The 24,601-nt window shown below is 68.9% G+C and carries 20 protein-coding genes and 1 tRNA gene; 15 read left to right on the top strand and 6 right to left on the bottom strand.

Going from position 1 to position 24,601, the window contains the following annotated elements; all coding sequences use genetic code 11:
- Positions 1 to 29 precede the first annotated feature (29 nt).
- The gene (locus BM355_RS00495; RefSeq protein ID WP_091692789.1) at positions 30 to 680 is read left to right on the top strand and encodes a nitrobindin family protein; all 651 of its coding nucleotides are present in this window, start codon (positions 30 to 32) and stop codon (positions 678 to 680) included.
- Positions 673 to 1,872, top strand: coding sequence for a CAF17-like 4Fe-4S cluster assembly/insertion protein YgfZ (gene ygfZ, locus BM355_RS00500; protein WP_177227778.1), 1,200 nt, complete (start codon positions 673 to 675; stop codon positions 1,870 to 1,872). The genes BM355_RS00495 and ygfZ overlap by 8 nt, the downstream gene beginning before the upstream one ends.
- Positions 1,873 to 1,907: 35 nt before the next feature.
- On the opposite strand, the gene BM355_RS00505 is transcribed toward ygfZ, so the two are convergent.
- The 5 genes from BM355_RS00505 to BM355_RS00525 form a co-directional block, all read right to left on the bottom strand.
- Complete coding sequence (locus BM355_RS00505) at positions 1,908 to 2,732, bottom strand: GNAT family N-acetyltransferase (protein WP_091692792.1); 825 nt, start codon at positions 2,730 to 2,732, stop codon at positions 1,908 to 1,910.
- Positions 2,733 to 2,737: 5 nt separating this feature from the next.
- Positions 2,738 to 3,769 (bottom strand): 6-phosphofructokinase, encoded by a 1,032-nt coding sequence (locus tag BM355_RS00510; RefSeq protein WP_091692794.1) that lies wholly within the window; start codon positions 3,767 to 3,769, stop codon positions 2,738 to 2,740.
- A gap of 69 nt (positions 3,770 to 3,838) precedes the next feature.
- The gene (locus tag BM355_RS00515) at positions 3,839 to 4,120 is read right to left on the bottom strand and encodes a PspC domain-containing protein (RefSeq protein WP_091692797.1); all 282 of its coding nucleotides are present in this window, start codon (positions 4,118 to 4,120) and stop codon (positions 3,839 to 3,841) included.
- Positions 4,121 to 4,170: 50 nt separating this feature from the next.
- On the bottom strand, positions 4,171 to 4,419 hold the full coding sequence (locus BM355_RS00520; RefSeq protein ID WP_143109364.1) for a hypothetical protein: 249 nt from the start codon (positions 4,417 to 4,419) through the stop codon (positions 4,171 to 4,173).
- An 11-nt stretch (positions 4,420 to 4,430) separates the two neighbouring features.
- A complete protein-coding gene (locus BM355_RS00525) occupies positions 4,431 to 5,858 on the bottom strand; it encodes a PspC domain-containing protein (RefSeq protein WP_091692802.1) in 1,428 nt (475 codons plus the stop codon).
- 135 nt (positions 5,859 to 5,993) lie between these two features.
- Between BM355_RS00525 and BM355_RS00530 the strand changes: the two genes are divergently transcribed.
- Both BM355_RS00530 and BM355_RS00535 read left to right on the top strand, forming a co-directional pair.
- Complete coding sequence (locus BM355_RS00530; protein ID WP_091692804.1) at positions 5,994 to 7,280, top strand: ATP-binding protein; 1,287 nt, start codon at positions 5,994 to 5,996, stop codon at positions 7,278 to 7,280.
- A complete protein-coding gene (locus BM355_RS00535; RefSeq protein WP_091692806.1) occupies positions 7,280 to 7,939 on the top strand; it encodes a LuxR C-terminal-related transcriptional regulator in 660 nt (219 codons plus the stop codon). Before BM355_RS00530 ends, BM355_RS00535 begins: the two co-directional genes overlap by 1 nt.
- A gap of 28 nt (positions 7,940 to 7,967) precedes the next feature.
- Here BM355_RS00535 and BM355_RS00540 read toward each other — a convergent pair whose 3' ends face one another.
- Positions 7,968 to 9,176: a pyridoxal phosphate-dependent aminotransferase gene (locus tag BM355_RS00540; RefSeq protein WP_091692808.1), complete on the bottom strand. Its 1,209-nt coding sequence runs from the start codon at positions 9,174 to 9,176 to the stop codon at positions 7,968 to 7,970.
- Between the two features lie 210 nt (positions 9,177 to 9,386).
- On the opposite strand from BM355_RS00540, the gene BM355_RS00545 reads away from it, so the two are divergent.
- The 11 genes from BM355_RS00545 (at position 9,387) to BM355_RS00595 (ending at position 24,488) form a co-directional block, all read left to right on the top strand.
- Positions 9,387 to 9,459, top strand: a tRNA-Trp gene (locus BM355_RS00545).
- Between the two features lie 93 nt (positions 9,460 to 9,552).
- Positions 9,553 to 9,813: a preprotein translocase subunit SecE gene (gene secE / locus BM355_RS00550; protein ID WP_091692811.1), complete on the top strand. Its 261-nt coding sequence runs from the start codon at positions 9,553 to 9,555 to the stop codon at positions 9,811 to 9,813.
- Positions 9,814 to 9,899: 86 nt separating this feature from the next.
- On the top strand, positions 9,900 to 10,817 hold the full coding sequence (gene nusG, locus BM355_RS00555; protein WP_177227779.1) for a transcription termination/antitermination protein NusG: 918 nt from the start codon (positions 9,900 to 9,902) through the stop codon (positions 10,815 to 10,817).
- A gap of 140 nt (positions 10,818 to 10,957) precedes the next feature.
- Positions 10,958 to 11,389: a 50S ribosomal protein L11 gene (gene rplK, locus BM355_RS00560; protein ID WP_091692813.1), complete on the top strand. Its 432-nt coding sequence runs from the start codon at positions 10,958 to 10,960 to the stop codon at positions 11,387 to 11,389.
- 134 nt (positions 11,390 to 11,523) lie between these two features.
- Positions 11,524 to 12,228 carry a 50S ribosomal protein L1 gene (gene rplA / locus BM355_RS00565; RefSeq protein WP_091692816.1) on the top strand — a complete coding sequence of 235 codons (705 nt, stop codon included), beginning with the start codon at positions 11,524 to 11,526 and terminating at the stop codon, positions 12,226 to 12,228.
- Positions 12,229 to 12,375: 147 nt separating this feature from the next.
- Positions 12,376 to 13,788, top strand: coding sequence for a GNAT family N-acetyltransferase (locus tag BM355_RS00570; RefSeq protein ID WP_091692818.1), 1,413 nt, complete (start codon positions 12,376 to 12,378; stop codon positions 13,786 to 13,788).
- A gap of 303 nt (positions 13,789 to 14,091) precedes the next feature.
- Entirely contained in the window at positions 14,092 to 14,670 is a 579-nt protein-coding gene (gene rplJ, locus BM355_RS00575) for a 50S ribosomal protein L10 (protein ID WP_091692821.1), read from the top strand.
- A gap of 144 nt (positions 14,671 to 14,814) precedes the next feature.
- On the top strand, positions 14,815 to 15,204 hold the full coding sequence (gene rplL / locus BM355_RS00580) for a 50S ribosomal protein L7/L12 (RefSeq protein ID WP_091692823.1): 390 nt from the start codon (positions 14,815 to 14,817) through the stop codon (positions 15,202 to 15,204).
- Positions 15,205 to 15,379: 175 nt separating this feature from the next.
- Positions 15,380 to 16,705 (top strand): acyltransferase family protein, encoded by a 1,326-nt coding sequence (locus tag BM355_RS00585; protein ID WP_091692824.1) that lies wholly within the window; start codon positions 15,380 to 15,382, stop codon positions 16,703 to 16,705.
- A gap of 311 nt (positions 16,706 to 17,016) precedes the next feature.
- Positions 17,017 to 20,535: a DNA-directed RNA polymerase subunit beta gene (gene rpoB, locus BM355_RS00590; protein WP_091692827.1), complete on the top strand. Its 3,519-nt coding sequence runs from the start codon at positions 17,017 to 17,019 to the stop codon at positions 20,533 to 20,535.
- Positions 20,536 to 20,594: 59 nt separating this feature from the next.
- Positions 20,595 to 24,488, top strand: a complete 3,894-nt coding sequence (locus BM355_RS00595) for a DNA-directed RNA polymerase subunit beta' (RefSeq protein ID WP_091692830.1) — start codon at positions 20,595 to 20,597, stop codon at positions 24,486 to 24,488.
- Positions 24,489 to 24,601 lie beyond the last annotated feature (113 nt).

Below are 24,601 nucleotides of genomic sequence, written 5' to 3' on the forward strand. Positions count from 1 at the left end.
GACTGTACAAGGGCCAGAAGTAAGCAGCTGTGCCCACTGAACTCCCGTACGACCTCACTCCCGAGCTCGCACCCCTCTCCTGGCTGATCGGTGCCTGGGAGGGACAGGGCCGTCTGGGCTCCGGTGAGGACGACAGCGAGATCTTCTACCAGCGGGTGGACTTCACCGAGCACGGGCTGCCGTTCCTGGAGTACCGCGCCGAGTCCTGGCTGTGCGAGGCCGATGGCACCTTCCTGCGTCCGCTGACCGTGGAGAGCGGCTTCTGGGCGCTGGACCGTGACCGTCGAGACGGCGACCTGGGGCCGGGCATGCGCCCAGCCGATGTGGTCCCGGCCTTCCGCTCCGCCGAGGACGTGGAGCAGCTGCGCCGGGAGGACAACTCCTTCCCCATCACCGCCACGATCACCCACCCGGGCTCCATCTCCGAGCTCTACTACGGTGTGATCCGTGGACCCCAGGGCCAGCTGGTGACCGACTCCGTGCTCAAGGGCTCCGCCGCCGGGCCCTATGAGACCGCTCAGCGGATCTTCGGCATGGTCAACACCCAGCTGTTCTGGCGCTGGGACGTCACCGTGGGCGGAGAGGAGTCCCCGCACGCCTCCGCCATCCTGGACCGCATGCCCGATCCCTCCCAAGGTCGGCTGGCACCGGGGGCACCCCGGGAGCCCGGCCGTGGCTGAGCCCGGCCAGACCGAGCCCACGCCGCGCCGGTCCCCGCTGTTGAGCGGTCCCGATTCGATCCACGGAGCCGTGGCTGGCGGGGGACCCGACGCCGGGGTGGCCGCCCACTATGGACAGCCCGCCGCCGAGCAGCGTGCCCTGGACGAGGGCCGGGCGATCGTGGACCTCTCCCACCGTGCCGTGCTCTCGGTGTCCGGGCCGGACCGGCTGAGCTGGCTGGACACCCTCAGCTCCCAGCGCCTGGCTGACGCCCCTGCAGGCACCAGCACCCAGACCCTGTTCCTGGACGTGCAGGGACGCATCGAGTTCGACGTCCAGGTGCTTGAGGACGGTGCGGCCACCTGGCTGATCACCGAGGGAGAGCGGGGCCCGGCCCTGGTGGACTGGCTGGTCTCCATGCGCTTCGCCCACCAGGTCACCCTGCGCGACCACACCGGCACCGTGGCCGTGGTGGGCGCCACCGCCGCCGTGCCCGGCTGGGAGGACCGCACGGTCTGGATCGACCCCTGGCCGCACATCGCCGAAGGCGGCTACCCCTACTCAGCTGAGGCCGACCCGTCCCGCCACCCGGCGGCTGACTGGACCTGGCGGGAGTACCTGGTCACCCTGACCGACCTGCAGCAGACCGCCGCCCGGCTCGGCGCCGGGGAGCTCGCCGAGTGGCGGCTCGCCGGGACCATGGCCAGCGAGGCACTGCGGATCGCCGCCGCTCGCCCTCGTCAGGGCCGGGAGATGGATGACCGCACCATCCCGCATGAGCTGGATCTGCTGCGCACCGCCGTCCACCTGACCAAGGGCTGCTACCGCGGCCAGGAGACGGTGGCCCGCGTGCACAACTTGGGGCGTCCGCCCCGCCGGCTGGTGCTGCTGCACCTGGACGGTTCTGGGCACACCCTGCCTCAGCCCGGCTCCGACCTGATCCTGCGCCCGTCCGGTCAGTCTGATGCGCCGGAGTTGGAGAAGGCCCGCCCGGTCGGTCGCCTGACCTCGGTGGCCCTGCACCACGAGATGGGCCCGATCGCCCTGGGCGTGCTCAAGCGCAACGTGGACCCCACAGCCGAGCTGCTGGTGCGGGACACCGCCACCGGCGAGCGCACCGAGTACACGGCAGCAGCCCAGGAGGTGGTGGTCTCCCCGGACTCCGGGCAGGTGGTCGGCCGTCCCGCCGGACTGCTGCGCGGTCCCCGCTGAGCCTGCCCCGTACGCGCAGAGCGCACCTGCGGGTCCTACGGCTCGAAGACCACCGTGGTCTGGGACCCGGCCAGCTCGAAGCCCAGCGTGTCCGCCAGATGCTGTGAGGCCCGGTGTCCCATCCGCGCTCGCCACTGGGGGATCAGCCCCTCGGTGAACGCCTCCTCCATCGCCACGCCGGCCGCATAGGCGCCCAGGCCCAGGCGGCGCACATCCGGACGGACCAGCACGCTCACCTGCCCGATCAGCCCCTGCCACTCCTCGTATCCTGACCCGGCCACCGGGTCAGCCGAGCCCTGCAGGTCATCCTGTGCGCCGTCGTCGGGAACGAGGGTGAAGGTGGAGTCCAGGCCGCTCAGGCCCGCCTCAGCCACATCATCGGCCGGGCACAGCGACTCCAACTGCGCAGCGTGGTCCGTCTCATAGGACACCGCCAGGGTCTCCGAGCGGTCCATCTGCGGGACGCCGTCCGCGTAGTACAGCGCGGCCTCGCCCAGCGAGCGGACCCGGTGGGAGGCGCCCAGCCGGATGAAGGTGGACTCCAGCGCCAGCACCTCGTCGTCCACGTCCCGCGCGGCGTCCAGCAGCCACCGCGGCCCGTAGAGGACCGAGGCGCCGTAGAGCCGGACGAAGGTGGCCACCTGCTCGTCCTCGCGTCCGGCCCGGCGGGCCTCGCCCTCCGCAGGGCGTCCCGACGGCGGCCCCTCACCATCCGTGGGCACCTCCAGGCGCGCTGGGCGCGAGGACCCGGCGGAGGAGCCGGCGGCACCGATCAGGCCGGTCAGGGAGTCGTCGGGCAGACCGAGGATGCGTGACCAGGCCAGGGCGACGATCTGGCGGGTGTGGGAGTCCAGGGGCATGCCGGTCAGCGCCCGAAGAGGACTTTGGCCTCGTCGTAGCGGTGCTGGGGGACCTCCTTGAGCCCGTCCAGCGCCTGGGCCAGGTCCACCTGGACGATCTCGGTGCCGTCCAGGGCCACCATCTGGCCCCACTTGGACTGATGCACCAGGTCCATGGCGCCCATGCCGAAGCGGGTGGCCAGCACCCGGTCGAAGCCGGTGGGCGCGCCACCGCGCTGGATGTGGCCCAGCACGGTGTTGCGGGTCTCGATCCCGGTCATCTGCTCGATCTGCTGGGTGACCCACTCGCCGATCCCGCCCAGGCGTGGCCGTCCGGACTCCTCCACGCCGGCGTCGGCCAGCGGATCGTCCAGGCCCTCGGGGATGAAGCCCTCGGCCACCACCACCAGGGGAGAGCGGCCACGGTCATGCACCTGGCGCACCCAGTCGCAGACCTCCTCCATGGAGGTGCGCTGCTCGGGGATCAGGATGGCGTGGGCGCCGGCGGCGATCCCCGAGTGCAGGGCGATCCAGCCCACGTGCCGACCCATCACCTCGGCCACCATGCAGCGGTGGTGGGAGTCACCGGTGGTGCGCAGCCGGTCCATGGCATCGGTGGCGATGGACACGGCGGTGTCGAAGCCGAAGGTGTAGTCCGTGGCCTTGAGGTCGTTGTCGATGGTCTTGGGCACGCCCACGATCGGCAGGCCGTCGTCCGCCAGGCGCTTGGCCCCGGCCAGTGTGCCCTCGCCGCCGATCGCCACCACGGCGTCCAGACCGATCTTCTCGATCATCCCGGCGATGTTCTCCGGGCCGCCCTGCGGGTGGTTGTACGGGTGGGTCCGGGAGGTGCCCAGGATGGTGCCGCCCGTGCGGGCCAGACCCCGGACCACCTGGCGGGGCAGCTCCTGCCAGTCGCCCTCGATCAGTCCCCTCCAGCCGTCCCGGATGCCGACCATCTCGTCGTCGTAGGTCTTGATGCCGTGCAGGACGGCGGAGCGGATGACGGCGTTCAGGCCGGGGCAGTCTCCGCCGCTGGTGAGCAGACCGACGCGCATGAGGGGACTCCTTTCGCAGGGGATGCGGCCGGAGAGCTCCGACCGCTCCCTGCCAGGCTATCGGTTCTCTCAGACGCGGTAGGAGCCGGGCTGTCCCGGACCTCCGCGGCGGCCGCCGTTCAGGGCGCGCTCGAGCGGAATGGACCCGTCCTGCCAGGGCAGCAGCAGCCAGGCGACCAGGTAGGTGGCCAGCCCGATGAACGGGAACAGGAAGCTGATCAGCACGGCGATGCGCACCACCAACGGATCCCAGCCGAACTTGGCTGCCAGCCCGGCGCAGATGCCGCCGACCCAGCGCTTCGGGCCGCGGCGGAAGGGGATGGAACGCAGGCTGCGGTAGATGTTCTCCATGGTCTCTCTCCTGGGGTGTTCGAGGGTGGGGTGGGTGAGTTCGGGGGATGTCAGTCCCGCTGGCGGGCCGCCCCGGCGATCCCGCCGCCGATCAGGGCGATGCCCACCAGGCCGGCCAGGCCGATGCCCATCAGCACCGGGTCCGGGGTCCAGTCCAGCAGGACCGTGGACAGCGACCACAGCGCGACGAGCAGGGCGATCAGTCCCCAGATCAGGGTGCCGAGGCGCACTCCGGAGCGGGGCGGGGTGGCCGCGTAGAGGGAATCGTCGGTCGAGGAGTCAGGGGTGGTGTGGCTCATGGTGCGCACGCTCAGTTCTGTTCGGTGGGCGTCGAGGAGGTCGGGACCTGCGAGACCTGGACGTCCACGGTGGCGAAGGCCAGATCGGTGTCCAGGTGCAGGACGGTGTCCCCGGGGGCGTCCGCGATCAGCTGGCGGTCCAGGTCATGGTTGGCGTTCTCGTAGGTCATGTCTGACCCGGGGGTCGGGTGGGTGATGGTGCTGAAGCCCTGGTCGGTGCTCAGCAGCACGTCCACATCGTCCGGCACCAGGATGGTCACGGTGGAGAAGTCCACCTCGATCGGCACGGTGAGCTCACCGCCGGGCGGCAGCTCCAGGTCCGTCAGATCGCTCAGGTCGATCAGTCCCGTGCTGAACCGCATCTCATAGCCGGACTCGGAGCTGCCCTGCAGCGTTCTGAGCTCGGGATCGAAATGGATCAGGTTGCCGGTGGTCGAGGCGATCACCGGCAGGGTCAGGATCGCGGTGGCCACGGTCAGCCCGCCGCCGGTCCTCCCGCGCAGGGCGGCGAACAGCACGCCCAGGGCCATCACGCCCAGGGCGGTGGCGGAGGCGGTGACCCAGACCAGGCTCCAGGGCACCTCGTAGACCCCCAGGTACTTGAGGAGCCCGACGACGGCCGCGGCCACCAGCGCCAGGCCCACCACGGCGGCCTGCAGGGATCCCGGCAGAGCGCGAGCCGGGGGCTTCCGCGCCGGGCCCACCGGTGCGGACGGTCGGGAGTGGCCCGCCTCGCCATAGGGGTCGGGCACCGTGGGGGGAGCGACGGTCTGCTGGCTCATGGGGTCCTCTGTCTCATGGAGTGCCGAGGGAACGGCAGGATCGGTCTCGGCATGCCCGGCAGGTCGCTGTGCCGCCGTGGAGCCGGAACCGGACGGGGCCGTCGTCGTGTCCGCGCTGCCGTACCAGTCGGTACGGCTGGGGGCCAGGTGGACGGTGGGTGCCGGAGCTGCCGGCGGGGTGCGCGGCGCAGGACCGGCAGATCCGGAGGGAAGCTGACGGGGGCGGTCGCGGCGGGCGATCACCATCCAGATGAACAGGCCGATCAGCACGGCCCCAGCCACCGAGCCCGGTCCGCGCCAGGCCCCGCGGTCACTGGTGGCGAAGAGCAGGTCCTGGGCGCCCAGCACGGTGAGGATCACCGCACCGGTCATCCCGGCGGTCCAGCGGCCGGCGCCGGCCTCGCGCAGGTGGATGCGGCCGTCCGGCTCGGGCAGCAGCAGCCAGCACAGGCCGTAGAACAGCACGGCCACCCCGATCGTCAGGAAGCAGGCGACCACGAACACGGCACGGGCCAGCGTCCGGTCGATCTCCAGACGGTCGGCGATCCCGGACACCACGCCGCCGAACCAGCGCTCAGGGGACCGGACGGTCTGCAGGGAGCGGATCCAGCCGTAGAAGCCGGGGTCGGGGGAGCGGTGCTCGAGGTTCGAGGTCATGGCTCCAGCCTTCCGGACCGGAGGCCCAGGCGGTATCCGGATTGACCCGGAGGCGACCCTGAGTGGTCCCGGAGCCAGCCCGGGATCACTCCGGATCCGCACCCAGACGGCACAGCACTGGGGCAGGATGGACCCATGACCGCCCCGCTGACCCGCGCTGTGCACGGCCGTGCTGTGGCCGGAGTCTGCGCCGGACTGGCTGGGCACCTGAGCCTGCCCGTGACCTGGGTGCGCGTGGGCCTGGTGGTGCTGAGCCTGATGGGCGGGGCCGGGCTGGTCTTCTACGCCTGGCTGTGGATCTTCCTGCCCTCCGAGCATGAGGACGCCGTGGTGACCGCGGAACGGGTCCGCGGTGCCGCCGTGCCGCTGCCGCCCTCTGAGCCTGGTGGTCCGTCCTCACCCGGCCTCACCGGGGAGGTGAGCGTGGGCGCCGAGGATGCGCTGCGTCGTCGGGCCCTGTGGAATGGCTGGCAGGTGATCGTGGGTGTGGTGGTCCTGGCGATCGCCGTGGTGCTGGGCCTGCAGACGGCCGGCATCCCGGTGTCCTGGGGGATCGTGGGCCCGGGCGGCGTGGTGCTGTTGGGCATGGCCGTGGCCTGGCTCCAGCTGGACTCGCTGCGGGGGGCCTCACGGCGGGGAAGGGTGGTCTCCGTGCTCCAGGTGGTCCTGGGGCTGCTGCTGGTGCTCGGCGGTGTCCTGGCGCTGGCCTCCGGATTCGTGGGGATGGAGGAGCTCTGGCTGGGACTGTTCGTGGCCGTGGCGGTGCTCGTGGGGCTGCTGCTGGTGGCCGCACCCTGGGCACTGAAGGCCTGGCGAGACCACATGGCGGAGCGCACCGCCCTGGCCGCCCAGACCGAGCGTGCGGAGATGGCGGCCCATCTGCACGACTCCGTGCTGCAGAGCCTGGCCCTGATCCAGAAGAACGCCGAGGACCCCGCCCGCGTGGCCCGCTACGCCCGCGCCCAGGAGCGGGAGCTGCGGCAGTACCTCTACCAGGACCCGAGCCGACCCACCGGGACCCTGGGAGATCGCCTCGAAGAGCTCGCCGAGACCCTGGAGGAGCGCCACGGCCACTCGATCGAGGTGGTCACCGTGGGCACCGCCCAGGGCGCCTGGCTGGACCCGCTGCTGCAGGCCGCCCAGGAGGCCATGCGCAATGGGGTCCGTCACGCGGGGCCCGTGCGTGTCTACGCCGAGGCCGGACCGGACGGCGCCGAGGTGTTCGTGCGTGACCGCGGCACCGGGTTCGACCTGGACGCCGTGCCCGCCGACCGGCTGGGGGTGAGAGAGTCGATCATCGGGCGGATGCAGCGCTCCGGTGGCACCGCCCAGCTGCGCACCGGGCCGGACGGCACCGAGGTCCGACTCCACCAGCCGCGCCCGGCCCAGCAGTCCCACCCCACTGAACAGGACAGGACCTGATGAACCAGACCCCGCCCGTCACCGTCGTCGTGGTGGACGACCACGCCATCTTCCGCACCGGTCTGAAGGCAGACCTGGACGCGGACCGCATCCAGGTGCTCGGGGAGGCCGCCGACGTGGACTCCGCGATCGCCGCCATCCGGCAGCACCGCCCCGCCGTGGTGCTGCTGGACGTCCACCTGCCCGGCGGCCGTGGGGGAGGAGGCGCCGAGGTGGCCGCGGCCTGCCACGACCTCGCGCCGGAGGTGCGCTTCCTGGCCATCTCGGTGTCAGACGCCGCCGAGGACGTGGTCGGGGTGATCCGGGCCGGCGCTCGCGGGTACCTGACCAAGACCGCCTCCGGAGCGGAGGTCAGCGACGCTGTGCAGCGTGTGGCGGCGGGGGACGCGGTGTTCTCGCCTCGACTGGCCGGCTTCGTGCTGGACGCGTTCGGCACCGCCGCGGTGGCCGTGCAGGACGACGAGCTGGACCTGCTCTCCGAACGTGAGCTCGAGGTGATGCGGCTGATCGCGCGCGGGTACACCTACAAGGAGGCCGCCAAGCAGCTGTTCATCTCGGTGCGCACCGTGGAGACCCACGTCTCCCACGTGCTGCGCAAGCTCCAGCTCTCCAACCGGCACGAGCTCAGCCGCTGGGCGGGCGAACGCGGACTGCTCTGAGCCTGCGCTCGCCGCGCGGGTCTGCGGCCTACTGCGCGAGCAGGCGCTGGATGCGCTGCACGCCTTCGGCGAGGTCGTCGTCGCCCAGGGCATAGGACAGGCGGAGGTAGCCGGACGGGCCGAAGGCCTCTCCAGGCACGACGGCGACCTCGGCCTTCTCCAGGATCAGCCCTGCCAGCTCGGCTGAGGTCTGGGGGGTCTGCCCTGCGATCTCCCGACCCAGCGCCTCGCGGACGTCCACATACGCGTAGAAGGCGCCCTCCGGCGTCGGGCAGCTGAACCCGGGGACCGCGTTCAGGCCCTCCACCATGGCACGGCGGCGCCGATCGAAGGCGGTCTTCATCTGCTCCACGGCATCCAGCGGTCCGGACACGGCCGCCAGAGCGGCGCGCTGGGAGACGTTGGAGACGTTGGAGGTGGCGTGGGACTGCAGGTTCGTGGCGGCCTGGATGACGTCCTTGGGCCCGATCATCCAGCCCACGCGCCAGCCGGTCATGGCGTAGGTCTTGGCCACCCCGTTGAGGATGACGACCTGGTCTGAGAGCTCCGGCACCGCGCGGGCGATCGAGGTGAACGGCATGCCGTCATAGGTGAGGTGCTCGTAGATCTCGTCGGTCACCACCCACAGCCCGTGCTCGGCCGCCCAGCGGCCCACCGCCTCGGTCTCCTCCGGGGAGTACACCGCGCCGGTGGGGTTGGAGGGGGAGACGAACAGCAGGACCTTGGTGCGCTCGGTGCGCACGCTCTCCAGCTGCTCCACGGAGACCTTGTAGCCGGACTCCGGCCCGGCGAAGATCTCCACCGGCACGCCGCCGGCCAACCGGATCGCCTCCGGGTAGGTGGTCCAGAAGGGGGTGGGGACGATCACCTCGTCACCGGGGTCCAGCAGCGTGGCGAAGGTGTTGTAGACGGCCTGCTTGCCGCCGTTGGTGACCAGCACCTGTGATGCCTCGACCTCCAGGCCCCCGTCCCGCAGGGTCTTGGCGGCGATCGCCTCGCGCAGCTCCGGCAGTCCCGCGGCGGGGGAGTAGCGGTGGTTCTTGGGGTCGTGTGCGGCGGCGACAGCGGCCTCCACGATGTAGTCCGGGGTGGGGAAGTCGGGTTCGCCGGCCCCGAAGCCGATCACCGGCCGGCCGGCGGCCTTCAGGGCCTTGGCCTTCGCGTCCACCGCCAGGGTGGCGGACTCGGCGATCGAGCCGATGCGCTGGGAGATGCGACGCTGGGGAGTCTGGGACATGACGGTCCTTCCGGATCAGGGCCGCCGAGCGACGGCCGAGAAGCTCAGTGCTCTCCAGCGTAGTCCTCGCGCCCGGGCCCAGACCGCACGAGACCGGTTCGACGCACTGCGCCAGATGGAGTAGTCTTGATCCCTGGTGTTGTGAAGCACCATCATCGGCTGTGCCCCCTCCGGACCCATTGACGGGGACGAAGGTGTGGAGGCGGTCGAAGGGTAGTGGCGCAATTGGTAGCGCAGCGGTCTCCAAAACCGCAGGTTGCAGGTTCGAGTCCTGTCTGCCCTGCGCAGGGTGGACCCGGAGAGGTCCGGATCCACCGGCAGGAACAGTTGGGCGTCAGTAGGACGCTCAATCCGGCACCCACCTAGTGAGGTTCATGTGACCGAAGCCACCGCGGACCATCGGGGGGACACCCCCGGCGAGCCCCGCAGCCGTGGATTCTTCGGCCGGATCGGCCTGTTCCTCCGTCAGGTGGTGGACGAACTCAAGAAGGTCGTCACCCCCACGCGTGAGGAGCTGGTTAAGCTGACCGGTGTGGTGCTCGCGTTCGTGATCCTGATGATGCTGTTGGTCACCGGTCTGGACTGGGTCTTCGGCCAGATGGCCACCTTCACCTTCGGTGAGGGCACCCCCCAGTAACGGGTCCTGACCGACCCGGCCAGCAGGACGGTCCGCCGGGATGCCCTGCCGGAACATCGTCGACCGCGTGTAGAAAGCAGGAACCCGTGTCCGAGCAGGAACTCGAACAGCAGAACGTCCCGGAGACCGAGGGCGCCGACCTGGAGCAGCAGGTCGCCGACACCGAGGTGGCCGAGGACTCCGCTGTGCCCGCAGAGTCCGCCGAGACTGCCGAGACTGCCGACGCCGAGTCGGTCGAGTCCACCGAGGCCGACACCGCTGAGACCGACGACGTCGAGTCCGCAGAGTCCCCTGCGACCGAGACCGCAGAGGCCCAGGACGCCGAGACCGAGCAGTCTGCAGAGGCCGCAGCGTCAGAGTCCGCCGAGGAGCCCGAGGTCGACCCGGCCGAGGAGCTCAAGGCCCGACTGCGCCGCCAGCCCGGCGACTGGTACGTCATCCACACCTACGCCGGCTACGAGAAGCGGGTGAAGACCAACCTGGAGACGCGTATCCAGACCCAGGACATGGAGGACTTCATCTACGAGATCGACGTCCCCATGGAGGAGGTCGTCGAGATCCGCAACACCACCCGCAAGGTGGTCAACCGGGTGCGCATCCCCGGCTACGTGCTGGTCCGCATGGACCTGACCGACGCCTCCTGGGGCGTTGTGCGGCACACCCCGGGTGTCACCGGCTTCGTCGGCAACGCCCACGATCCGTTCCCGCTCTCGCTGGACGAGGTCTACTCCATGCTGGCCCCCTCCGTCATCCAGGAGGCCACCAAGACGGCCCAGTCGGAGGGCCGCCCGGTTCCGGCCAGCGCCCAGGACGCACCCCAGCAGATCGCCGTGGACTTCGAGGTCGGCGAGTCGGTCACCGTCAACGACGGTCCGTTCGAGACTCTCCCGGCCACGATCTCCGAGATCAAGCCCGAGTCCCAGCAGATGGTCGTGCTGGTCACCATCTTCGAGCGCGAGACCCCGGTCACGCTCTCCTTCAACCAGGTCACCAAGATCCGCTGATCCTGACCTGCTGAACCCAGTCTTCGTCCGTGCCGGGGAGCTTTGCCCCGGTGCCGGACGGACCGGCCGCCGCGCCACGGCGGCCACACCCCCGGAGGCACGCTCCGTGTCCCGGGGACCGCTAGTGAAAAGGACCCAACATGGCCCCCAAGAAGAAGGTCTCCGGTCTGATCAAGCTGCAGATCCAGGCAGGCGCCGCCAACCCGGCACCTCCGATCGGCCCCGCGCTCGGTCAGCACGGCGTGAACATCATGGAGTTCTGCAAGGCGTACAACGCCGCCACGGAATCCCAGCGCGGCAACGTCGTGCCGGTGGAGATCACCGTCTACGAGGATCGCTCCTTCACCTTCATCACCAAGACGCCTCCGGCTGCAGAGCTGATCAAGAAGGCCGCCGGTGTGAAGAAGGGCTCCGCCACCCCGCACACGGACAAGGTCGGCAAGCTGACCCAGGCCCAGTGCGAGGAGATCGCCTCCACCAAGATGGAGGACCTCAACGCCAACGACGTCAAGGCCGCGGCCAAGATCATCGCCGGCACCGCCCGCTCCATGGGCATCACGGTCGAGGGCTGACCCTCACCATCCGCCTCATCTGAGGCACCCCCTAAGTTCCCGACGACGGCCGGCGGCTTCCAGCCTCCCCGTACGTCACAGTGGCAGGGCCGCGCGCGGCCCGCAGACCACGACTGCACAAGGAGAACACGCAGATGGCACAGCGCAGCAAAGCATACAAGGCCGCTCAGGCCGCCATTGAGGACCGCCTGTACGGTCCGGCCGAGGCGATCGCCCTGGCCAAGGAGACCAACCCCTCCAAGACCGACGCCACCGTGGAGGTCGCCTTCCGCCTGGGCGTCGACCCCCGCAAGGCCGACCAGATGGTGCGCGGCACCGTCAACCTGCCCAACGGCACCGGCAAGACCGCTCGCGTGGTCGTCTTCGCCACCGGTGACAAGGCCGCAGCCGCTGAGGCCGCCGGTGCTGACTTCGTCGGCTCCGACGACCTGATCGCCAAGATCGCTGACGGCTGGGTGGACTTCGACGCCGCCGTGGCCTCCCCGGAGCTCATGGGCAAGGTCGGACGTCTGGGCAAGGTCCTGGGCCCGCGCAATCTGATGCCGAACCCCAAGACCGGCACCGTGACCCCGGACGTGGCCAAGGCCGTGACCGACATCAAGGGCGGCAAGATCGACTTCCGCGTCGACAAGCACGCCAACCTGCACTTCATCATCGGCAAGACCAGCTTCGACGCACAGAAGCTGATCGAGAACTACGCCGCCGCTCTGGAGGAGGTGCTGCGCCTGAAGCCGTCCTCGTCCAAGGGCCGGTACATCTCCAAGGCCACCGTCTCCACCACCTTCGGCCCGGGCATCCCCGTGGATCCGAACGTGACCAAGGTCGAGGCTGAGGCCTGATCGTTCCACTCGATCTGAGCTGATCGCATCCAGCGGCCGGTCGTCTCCTCTGGGAGGCGGCCGGCCGCTGTGCTGTCTGCATCGGAGCGCAACCGGGCCCGGGTGTGCCGTGATGTGCTCGGGCCCCAACTGCGGTTGAATGTCCCCATGACCGATCAGCAGGGCAGCAGCATCCCCTCCTCCGAGTCCGGCGTCGCAGCGGGCGAGCGGCAGTCGGACTCCTGGTGGGAGTTCTCCGCGTCCTCCGACCCGTCCTGGGTCGGCGGCGAGGCCCCGCTGCAGGTGACCGGTCGCACGCTGCGCGAAGCGCAGGGAGGTGCACCCCACGGTGACTCTGTGGAGGTGCGCCTGGCCTGGCTGGAGCTGCCGGAGCGCCTGGAGCAGCATCGGCTCCCCATGCCCCCGGCCACGGCTGACTTCCTCCAGGTGGCCCAGCTGGGCAATATGATCACCTCCCTGTTCTGGGGGAACAACGACTTCTATGAGTCTCCGGCCGAGAAGCTGGCCGGAGCCCAGCCCCGAGCCGACCTGATCACGCGGTACGTCATCGCCCTGATGCAGAACGCGGACTCCTCGGACTTCGATGCCGACGGACGGATCATCGGGTACGGCGTGCTGAGACTGCCGCAGGACGCGGGCGCCGTGACCGCTCAGGCCTGGGTGGGAGTGCATCCGGGGTTCCGCCGGCACGGTGTGGGAACGGCCTTGGCGGCCGCTGTGGAGGAGGCCGCCCGGGAGGCCGGCCGCACCGTGATCCAGTCCTGGACCGACCACCAGCTCCTGGATCCGGAGGCGGTCGGGTCCAGGCCCGTCTACGTCCGCGGACACGAAGCACAGGACGAGGACTCGCCCGCCGCCGCACCGATGCCCCAGGGCGGGGGGCCGGAATCCGTGGACACCGGCGCCCCGGCGCTGGAGCTGGACCCCACTCGTGCGGATGCCTCCTTCGCTCGGGCCTGCGGATTCGCCGCTGCGCAGCTGGAGCTGGTCTCGGTCCTGGACCTCTCCACAGCTCTCGGTGCTGCGCAGCAGGTGGCCGCTCGCCCCGACCCGGCAGGATCCACCGCCCTGGACCAGTACGAGCTGATCGGCTGGACGGGGGCCTGCCCCGAGGAGCACGCGGAGGCCTTCGCGCAGCTGTGGGGCCGGATGAGCCAGGATGCTCCCTCCGGGGAGATGACCGTGGACCCGGAGCAGTGGGACGTGGATCGGCTGCGTCGGATGGAGGCCGCCCGCGAGGCCGAAGGACTCGTGGTGATCACCGCCGCTGCGCTGCACCGGCCCACGGGCCGGATCGTGGGGCACTCCGACATCGAGAGCTATGAGTATCTGCCGCAGGCCGCGTTCCAGGCCAACACCCTGGTGCATCCGGATCACCGGGGACACCGGCTCTCCCTGCTGCTCAAGGCACGCAACATCCCGCAGCTGCTGCAGATCCGGCCGGAGGCTGAGCGCCTCTACACCTGGAACGCCACGGAGAACGCCTCGATCCTGCGAGCGAACAGCCGGCTGGGATTCGTCCCCGCCGCGCTGATGGCCGCCTGGGAGAAGTCCGTCTGACCACGGGCCCGCCGATTTGGCAGACGTCGGCCGGGACGAGTACGATGAGTCCACCACAGACCGCCGGTCGTTGACGTCCTGTGCCCACTTGGCGGTGAGCACACTCGGGACCCAACCGTAAAGATCTCCACACGGAGACGGCCTGCGCAGGTGAACTGAGCCACGCACTCCTGAACCACAGGATCCGACATGCATCACGCATGAGGTGAGATCCGTCGTCGGGAACCTGCCACGCCCCGTGCACCTGCACGGGGCGTCTTTCGTGTCAGGGGTCCACCGGCCTCAAGCAATGGAAGGAGTGCCATGGCGACGTCCGAGAAGACAGCCGCAGTGGCGGAGCTGACGGAACTGTTCCGCACCTCCACCGCAGCCGTCCTGACGGAATACCGTGGTCTCACCGTGGCCGAGCTCAAGCAGCTCCGGCGCGCACTCGGTGAGAACGCCCACTACGCCGTGGTGAAGAACACGCTCTCTGAGATCGCGGCCAAGGAAGCCGGCATCGACGCCTTCGCAGGCAAGATGTCCGGACCCTCCGCGATCGCCTTCGTCTCCGGTGACCCGGTGGACGCGGCCAAGGCGATGCGTGACTTTGCCAAGGATCACGAGGCCCTGATCGTCAAGGGTGGCTACATGGATGGCCAGTACCTGGACGACGCGGCCGTCAAGAAGCTCGCGGATCTTGAATCCCGTGAGGTCCTGCTGGCCAAGCTGGCTGGCGCCATGAAGGGCAACCTGTACAAGGCTGCCTACATGTTCCAGGCCCCGCTGTCCCAGGCCGTCCGCACCGTGGACGCCCTGCGTGCGAAGGTCGAGGAGCAGGGTGGCGCTGCGGCTCCGGCTGCAGAGAACACCGAGGCAGCCGCAGAGGCCGCCGCCGAGTGACCCGCCTCCGGGGTCACTCCCGGGAGCACCCGGCTGTCCGCGACACCATGCGGAACGGCCACCAAGATCCGCCGCCCACCGGCAGTGACGCAGTGAAGACTGCACGCCGGTGAGCGAATCACCACACACTGTGAAGGAGCCATCATGGCCAAGCTGTCCACTGAAGAACTTCTCGAGGCTTTCTCCGAGCTGTCCCTGATCGAGCTGTCCGAGTTCGTCAAGGCCTTCGAGGAGAAGTTCGAGGTCACCGCTGCCGCTCCCGTCGCCGCCGCTGCCGCTCCGGCCGCCGGTGGTGCCGGCGCCGAGGCCGCCGCTGAGGAGAAGGACGAGTTCGACGTCGTTCTCGAGGCTGCCGGCGACAAGAAGATCGGCGTCATCAAGGAGGTGCGCGCCCTGACCTCCCTCGGACTGAAGGAGGCCAAGGAGCTCGTCGACGGCGCCCCCAAGCCCGTGCTCGAGGGTGTCAACAAGGAGACCGCCGAGAAGGCCAAGGAGCAGCTCGAGGGCGCCGGCGCCACCGTCACCCTGAAGTGATGACTGCGGCCTGAGCCGCACTCAGCTCTCTGTGACGACCCCGTCTCAGCCACCGTTCGGTGGTCGAGGCGGGGTCGTCTGCGTCTCGGCCTCGGCCCTGCGTCCAGGCAACGTCCAGCCGGCAGTCCTAAGGTCACAGTTTGATCACGAAGCCGACCAGGAGGATCTGCCGGGCATGACCGCCACCCTGACCCAGCCGCGCCGCATCGAGGCGGCGCCGCAGGTGCGCCCTGCGTCCGGCCCTGCCGGAGTGGGGACGCCCTCAGGCGGCCGGGCGCGCCTGGCCCTGCTGGACGTGCTGCGGCTGGTGGCCGCAGTGTCCGTGGTCCTGTTCCACTGGACGGCGTGGCATCACGGCAACTGGGGACGCCATGGCGCCCCGGCGGCCGAGGCCTGGCCCGAGCTCAGCCAGTGGAGCTCCGTCGGAGCCTTGGGCGTGCAGCTGTTCTTCATCATCTCCGGGTTCGTGATCCTGCTCTCCTGCTACGGCAGGGCGCCGGCCCGATTCATCGGATCCCGCATCGGCAGGCTCTACCCGGCCTACTGGGTGGCCGTGCTGGCGGTGGTCGTGCTGCTGTTCGTCCTGTGGCCCGAGCTGGGGGTGAACCGCAGCCCGTCGGAGATCCTGCCCAACCTGACGATGTTCCAGGGCGGGATGGACGGGGTGGGCCATCTGGACGGCGTCTACTGGACGCTGTGGGTGGAGATGAAGTTCTACCTGTGGATCCTGGCGTTCATGCTGGTGGGCATGACCCGAGCGCGCGTGCTCGTCTTCGCAGCGCTGTGGCCCGTGGCCGGCACGGTGCTGCACACCGTCCTGTCCGGCGCCGGACAGAACGTGGCCTGGGTCCAGGTCATGCTGTTCCCCGAGTACTCGGCACTGTTCGCGGGGGGCATGGTGCTGTTCCTGATCCACCGTTTCGGTCACACCTGGACCCGGTGGGGAGTGCTGGCGGTGAACGTGGTCCTGGGCTCGGCCTGGTCCGCGCACATCCAGCGCAGAGAGACCGCAGAGCTCACCGGCTATGACTACCCGCTTCCACTGTTCTGGGCGATCGTCGCCGGGCTGTTCGGGGTGGTGGCCCTGCTGACCCTGACGCGCCTGTCCCGTGTCCAGGTGCCCGGCGCGGCACTGGCCGGATCCCTGACCTACCCGGTCTACCTGGTCCACCAGCTGTGGGGATGGTGGCTGATCATGCTGCTCTCACCGCTGCTGCCGAAGGAGGCCGTGCTGATCTTGACGCTGGGGGCCGTGCTGCTGGCGGCATGGCGCATCCACCGCAGGGTGGAGACCCCGCTGGGACCGCGCCTGCAGCGCACGGTGACGGCCGTCGTCGGGAATCTGCCCGTGGTGGGGCCGTGGCTGGCCCGGCCCCGGGGAGACCGGTCGGCGGCCCACCGTGCCGTCCCGCAGCGCTACCGACTGTCCGTGGAGCCTGCAGCACTGCGCGGATCACCGGTGGTGACCACGATTCCGCCGCACCGGATTCCGATGCGGTGAGCGGGTCCTGCTCCCGCTGGTGGGACGCTGGCGGGCCAGAGTAGCGAGGCCGGCGGGGGAGTGGGGCAGGACACGCCGGGGTCAGTGGACGGATGGAGACCTCCGGGTTATGATGGATCTTTGCGTCTCCCCTAAGTCCACCCCTGAGGTCTCCTCCGGCATGCCCGGTGGACGTCAGCGTGGACCGGGCAACGGACTGGCCTTCATATAGCGGTGGGCCCCGTGGAATGCAGCGACTCCCGGACCCTGATGGTCCCACGGAGCGCCGGGGGAGCGAACGGAAGCACTCAAGGCCTGTGGAAGGAACCCCTTTGGTCGCCTCGAGCACCTCACACGAAACCGCTAACAACCCCGGGGCCGTCTCGCCCCGCTCCGGCGCCAGTGCCGGCCGGATCAGCTTCGCCAAGATCCACGAGCCACTGGACGTCCCGGACCTGCTGGCCCTTCAGACCGAGTCCTTCGACCGGCTGATCGGCAATGAGCGTTGGGCCGCCCGGGTGGCGCATGCCCAGGAGATCGGTGACGACTCCGTGGCCGTGTCCTCCGGCCTGGCCGACATCTTCGAGGAGATCTCCCCGATCGAGGACTTCCAGGGCACCATGTCCCTGTCCTTCACCGAGCCGGAGTTCGCCGACCCCAAGATGCCGGTGGACGAGTGCAAGGAGCGCGACACCACCTACGCGGCTCCGCTGTACGTCAAGGCCGAGTTCATGAACAACAACACCGGCGAGATCAAGCAGCAGACGGTGTTCATGGGCGACTTCCCGCTGATGACGGAGAAGGGCACCTTCGTGGTCAACGGCACCGAGCGTGTCGTGGTCTCCCAGCTGGTCCGCTCCCCGGGCGCCTACTTCGAGAGCACCCCGGACAAGACCAGTGACAAGGACATCTTCACTGCGAAGATCATCCCCTCCCGCGGTGCCTGGTTCGAGCTGGAGGTCGACAAGCGCGATCAGGTCGGCGTGCGTCTGGACCGCAAGCGCAAGCAGCCGGTCACCGTGCTGCTCAAGGCCATGGGCTGGACCGAGTCCCGCATCCTCGAGGAGTTCGGCGAGTACGACTCGATCCGGGCGACCCTGGAGAAGGATCCCACGGCTGACCAGAACGAGGCGCTGCTGGACATCTACCGCAAGCTGCGCCCGGGCGAGCCTGCCGCTGTGGATGCCGCGCAGGCCCTGCTGAACAACCTGTACTTCACCCCGAAGCGCTACGACCTGGCGAAGGTGGGCCGCTACAAGCTCAACCGCAAGCTGGGCGTGGACGCACCCCTGGGCGATCCCGCCTCCTCGGTGCTGACCGAGGACGACGTGGTGCAGATGGTGCGCTTCATCTGCGCCCTGCACGCCGGTGAGAAGACCATCAAGGGCGTCCGTCACGGCGAGGCCGTGGACGTGCGTGTCGAGGTCGACGACATCGACCACTTCGGCAACCGTCGCATCCGCGCCGTGGGCGAGCTGATCGAGAACCAGATCCGCACCGGCCTGTCCCGCATGGAGCGCGTCGTGCGTGAGCGGATGACCACTCAGGACGTCGAGGCGATCACCCCGCAGACCCTGATCAACATCCGCCCCGTGGTGGCCTCGATCAAGGAGTTCTTCGGAACCTCCCAGCTCTCGCAGTTCATGGATCAGAACAACCCGCTGGCGGGCCTGACCCACAAGCGTCGCCTCTCCGCGCTGGGCCCGGGCGGTCTGTCCCGTGACCGTGCCGGCATGGAAGTGCGAGACGTGCACCCCTCGCACTACGGCCGCATGTGCCCCATCGAGACCCCGGAAGGCCCGAACATCGGCCTGATCGGCTCGCTGGCCTCCTACGGTCGGATCAACAACTTCGGCTTCATCGAGACCCCGTACCGCAAGGTCGTGGACGGCAAGGTCACCGACCAGGTCGACTACCTGACCGCCGATGACGAGCTCGAGGCCCAGATCGCCCAGGCCAACGCTCCGCTGAACGATGACGGCACCTTCCAGGAGGAGCTCGTGCTCTGCCGTCAGCGTGGCGGTGGCGGTGAGCCGGTGCTGTCCTCCGTGGACGACATCGACTACATGGACGTCTCCCCGCGCCAGATGGTCTCCGCGGCCACGGCGCTGATTCCGTTCCTCGAGCATGACGATGCCAACCGCGCCCTCATGGGTGCGAACATGCAGCGTCAGGCCGTGCCGCTGCTCCAGTCCGAGGCTCCCTTGGTGGGCACCGGCATGGAGAAGTACGTGGCCGTGGACGCCGGTGACTCCATCACCGCGGACAAGCCCGGCGTGGTCACCGAGGTCGCCGCCGACCTGGTCACCGTGATGAACGACGACGGCACCACTCAGCACTACCCGATCATGAAGTTCGCGCGCTCCAACCAGGGCAACGCGTACAACCAGCGGGTGCGTGTCTCCGAGGGCGACCGCGTGGAGAAGCTGAGCATCATCGCCGACGGCCCGTCCACCGACCACGGCGAGCTGGCACTGGGCAAGAACCTGCTCGTGGCCTTCATGCCCTGGGAGGGCCTGAACTACGAGGACGCGATCATCCTCTCCCAGCGCATGGTCTCCGAGGACGTCCTGACCTCGATCCACATCGAGGAGCACGAGGTCGACGCCCGCGACACCAAGCTGGGCGCCGAGGAGATCACGCGGGACATCCCCAACGTCTCGGACGAGGTCCTGGCGCAGCTCGACGAGCGCGGCATCATCCACATCGGTGCCGAGGTCGAGGCCGGGGACATCCTGGTCGGACGCGTCACCCCCAAGGGTGAGACCGAGCTGACCCCGGAGGAGCGCCTGCTGCGCGCCATCTTCGGCGAGAAGTCCCGTGAGGTCCGCGACACCTCCCTGAAGGTGCCGCACGGCGAGTCCGGCACCGTGATCGGTGTGCGCATCTTCGACCGCGACGAGGACGACGACCTGCCCCCGGGTGTGAACCAGCTGGTGCGCGTCTACGTGGCCCAGAAGCGCAAGATCACCGACGGCGACAAGATGGCTGGCCGCCACGGCAACAAGGGCGTCATCTCCAAGATCCTGCCGGTCGAGGACATGCCGTTCCTGGCCGACGGCACCCCGGTGGACATCATCCTGAACCCGCTGGGCGTTCCGGGTCGTATGAACCTGGGACAGGTCATGGAGCTGCACCTGGGCTGGGCCGCATCCCGCGGCTGGACCATCGAGGGTGAGCCCGAGTGGCTGGCCAAGCTGCCGAACTTCCCCCGCGAGTCCGGTCCGGTCAACGTCGCCACCCCGGTGTTCGACGGTGCTGAGGCCTACGAGATCGAAGGTCTGCTCGGCCACGTCAACCCCACCCGTGACGGCGACCGCCTGATGGGGACCGACGGCAAGGCCCAGCTGTTCGACGGCCGCTCCGGCGAGCCGTTCCCGGACCCGGTCTCGGTCGGCTACATGTACATGCTGAAGCTGCACCACCTGGTGGACGACAAGATCCACGCCCGCTCCACCGGACCGTACTCGATGATCACCCAGCAGCCGCTGGGCGGCAAGGCACAGTTCGGCGGACAGCGCTTCGGCGAGATGGAGGTCTGGGCCCTGGAGGCGTACGGCGCCGCCTACACCCTGCAGGAGCTGCTGACCATCAAGTCCGATGACATCCACGGACGCGTGAAGGTCTACGAGGCGATCGTCAAGGGCGAGAACATCCCCGAGCCGGGCGTCCCCGAGTCCTTCAAGGTGCTCATCAAGGAGATGCAGTCCCTCTGCCTGAACGTGGAGGTCCTGTCCCAGGAGGGCCAGACCATCGAAATGCGTGACTCGGACGATGACGTCTTCCGGGCCGCCGAGGAGCTGGGCATCGACCTGTCCCACGCCGAGCCGAGCTCGGTCGAGGAAGTCTGATCCCGCTCCCCGCCCCCCAGACGTCATCCATCTTCACAACATCAGGAGTTCAACGGACCATGTCCACTGAAAACTCGTTCGGCCTCATGCGTATCGGCCTGGCGACCGCGGAGGAGATCCGCGGTTGGTCGTACGGCGAGGTCAAGAAGCCGGAAACCATCAACTACCGCACCCTGAAGCCCGAGAAGGACGGACTCTTCTGCGAGAAGATCTTCGGCCCCACCCGGGACTGGGAGTGCTACTGCGGCAAGTACAAGCGCGTGCGCTTCAAGGGCATCATCTGTGAGCGCTGCGGCGTCGAGGTGACCCGTTCCAAGGTGCGCCGTGAGCGGATGGGCCACATCGAGCTGGCCGCACCCGTGACCCACATCTGGTACTTCAAGGGCGTCCCCTCGCGCTTGGGCTACCTGCTGGATCTGGCCCCGAAGGACCTGGAGAAGGTCATCTATTTCGCGGCCTACATGATCACCAAGGTCGACGACGAGGCCCGTCACGCCGACCTGCCCAATCTGCAGGCCGAGCACGATCAGGAGACCCGTCACCTCTCCGACCAGCGTGATGCGGACATCGCCGCTGTCGCCGGTGACCTGGAGAAGGACCTGGCCAAGCTGGAGTCTGAGGGCGCCAAGGCGGCCGAGAAGAAGAAGGCCCGCGACGCCGCGGACAAGACCATGGCGCAGATCCGCAAGCGTGCCGACGCCGAGCTGGATCGCATGGAGCAGATCTGGGACCGCTTCAAGAACCTCAAGGTCGCCGACCTGGAGGGTGATGAGGGTCTGTTCCGCGCCATGCGCGACAAGTACGGCCAGTACTTCGAGGGATCGATGGGCGCCGAGGCGATCAAGCAGCGCCTGGACACCTTCGACCTGCAGGCCGAGGCAGAGATGCTGCGCGAGACCATCAAGACCGGCAAGGGCCAGCGCAAGACCCGCGCCCTGAAGCGTCTGAAGGTCGTCAACGCCTTCCTGACCACGGACAACTCGCCGCTGGGCATGGTCCTGGACGCCGTCCCGGTGATCCCGCCGGAGCTGCGCCCGATGGTCCAGCTCGACGGTGGCCGGTTCGCCACCTCGGACCTGAACGACCTCTACCGTCGCGTGATCAACCGCAACAACCGTCTGAAGCGTCTGCTGGACCTGGGTGCCCCCGAGATCATCGTGAACAACGAGAAGCGCATGCTCCAGGAGGCTGTGGACTCCCTGTTCGACAACGGACGTCGTGGACGCCCCGTCACCGGACCGGGCAACCGCCCGCTGAAGTCGCTCTCGGACATGCTCAAGGGCAAGCAGGGACGGTTCCGTCAGAACCTGCTCGGCAAGCGCGTGGACTACTCGGGCCGTTCGGTCATCGTGGTCGGTCCTCAGCTGAAGCTGCACCAGTGCGGTCTGCCCAAGCAGATGGCTCTGGAGCTGTTCAAGCCCTTCGTGATGAAGCGCCTGGTGGATCTGAACCACGCACAGAACATCAAGTCCGCCAAGCGGATGGTCGAGCGCTTCCGTCCTCAGGTCTGGGATGTGCTGGAAGAGGTCATCACCGAGCATCCGGTGCTGCTCAACCGTGCACCCACCCTGCACCGTCTGGGCATCCAGGCCTTCGAGCCGCAGCTGGTGGAGGGCAAGGCCCTGCAGCTGCACCCGCTGGTCTGCTCGGCGTTCAACGCTGACTTCGACGGTGACCAGATGGCCGTGCACCTGCCGCTGAGCCCCGAGGCCCAGGCCGAGGCGCGTCTGCTGATGCTCTCCAGCCACAACATCCTCAAGCCCTCTGACGGCCGCGCTGTGGCCGTTCCGGCTCAGGACATGATCATCGGCCTGAACCACCTGACCACGGTGCGCGAGGACGAGAAGGGCGCGGGACAGCAGTACTCGACCGTCGCGGAGGCCATCATGGCCTTCGACGCCGGTGAGCTGCACCTGAACGCCCCGGCCAAGATCGGTGTGGACGGCTTCGTTCCGTCGGACTCCCACCCGGCCCCTGAGGGCTGGGAGCCGGGTCAGACGATCCTGCTGGACACCACGCTGGGCAAGGTGCTCTTCAACGAGCTGCTGCCCGAGGACTACCCGTGGCTGGACGCCGAGGCGACCAAGGGCTCCCTGGGCCAGCTGGTCAACGACCTGGCCGAGCGCTACCCGATGGTCCAGACCGCCGCGACCCTGGACAACCTCAAGGATGCGGGCTTCCACTGGGGAACCTGGTCCGGTGTCACCGTGGCCATCTCGGACATCACCTCCGACATGGACAAGGAGTCCATCATGGAGGGCTACGAGGAGCAGGCTCGCAAGGTCCAGGCCCAGTACGACAAGGGTCTGATCGCCGACGACGAGCGCCGCTCGGAGCTGATCGACATCTGGAACAAGGCCACCGACGAGGTCGCCGAGGCCATGCGTGCCGGTCTGCCCCGCCTGAACACCATCAACCGCATGGTGTCCTCCGGAGCGCGAGGCAACTGGCTGCAGGTGCGTCAGATCGCCGGCATCCGCGGCCTGGTGGCCAACCCGAAGGGTGAGATCATCCCGCGTCCGATCAAGTCCTCCTACCGCGAGGGCCTGACCGTGCTCGAGTACTTCATCGCGACCCACGGTGCCCGTAAGGGCCTGGCGGACACCGCGCTGAAGACCGCCAACTCGGGTTACCTGACCCGTCGACTGGTGGATGTGTCCCAGGACGTCATCGTCCGCGAGGAGGACTGCGGCACCGAGCGTGGCCTGACCGAGGTCATCGCCGTGGTGAACCACAACGGCGAGCTGGTGCGCCATGAGACCGTGGAGAACTCCTCGTTCGCCCGGACCCTGGCCGTGGACGTCACCTCCGAGGACGGCACCGTCCTGGGTCAGGCCGGCGAGGCCATCGGCGACGTCGCGATCGACGCCTTCATCGAGGCCGGCGTCACCGAGGTCAAGGTGCGCTCCGTGCTCACCTGTGAGTCCGCCGTCGGGACCTGTGCCAAGTGCTACGGCCGTTCCATGGCCACCGGCCAGCTGGTGGACATCGGCGAGGCCGTGGGCATCATCGCCGCACAGTCCATCGGTGAGCCCGGCACGCAGCTGACCATGCGTACCTTCCACACCGGCGGTGTGGCCTCTGCTGATGACATCACGCAGGGTCTGCCCCGCATCCAGGAGCTCTTCGAGGCCCGTACCCCCAAGGGTGTGGCTCCGATCTCCGAGGTCGCTGGCCGCGTGACCATCGAGGACGGGGAGAAGCAGCTGCGGCTGATCCTCACCCCAGACGACGGCTCGGAGGAGATCGCCTACCCGGTGCTGCGCCGTGCGCGTCTGCTGGTGTCCGACGGCGAGCATGTGGAGGTCGGCACGCAGCTGGTCTCCGGCGCCGTGGATCCCAAGCAGGTGCTGCGCGTGCTCGGTCCGCGTGCTGCGCAGAAGTTCCTGGTCCAGGAGGTCCAGGACGTGTACCAGTCGCAGGGTGTGGGCATCCACGACAAGCACGTGGAGGTCATCGTGCGGCAGATGCTGCGCCGGATCACCGTCATCGAGTCCGGCGACACCGACCTGCTGCCCGGCGAGCTGACCGACCGTGGACGCTTCACCGCCGCCAACCGCAAGGCCGTCTCCGAGGGCCGTCAGCCGGCGTCCGGTCGTGACGAGCTGATGGGCATCACCAAGGCCTCGCTGGCCACGGACTCGTGGCTCTCCGCCGCGTCCTTCCAGGAGACCACCCGGGTGCTGACCCAGGCGGCCATGGAGGGCAAGTCGGATCCGCTGCTGGGTCTGAAGGAGAACGTGATCATCGGCAAGCTGATCCCGGCCGGCACCGGCCTGGACCGCTACACCAAGGTCACGGTCGATCCCACCGAGGAGGCCAAAGCCAACCTGTTCACCGGGCCCGCCGGCTACGCGGACTTCGACTACCCGGGGCTGGACCAGTCCCTGACGCCGGAGTTCCACGCCGTGAGCCTGGACGAGTACGGCATGGGCGGAGACTTCCGCGGCTGATCACCTCGGCTGAGCGCTGAGACAGACGACGACACCCTCTGAGTTTCGACTCGGGGGGTGTCGCCGTGTGTCAGGACGGATCCGTGATGGGATGTGCGGACAGAGGATGCATG

This window comes from Micrococcus terreus (genome assembly GCF_900116905.1).
In the GTDB taxonomy this organism is placed as follows: domain Bacteria; phylum Actinomycetota; class Actinomycetes; order Actinomycetales; family Micrococcaceae; genus Citricoccus; species Citricoccus terreus.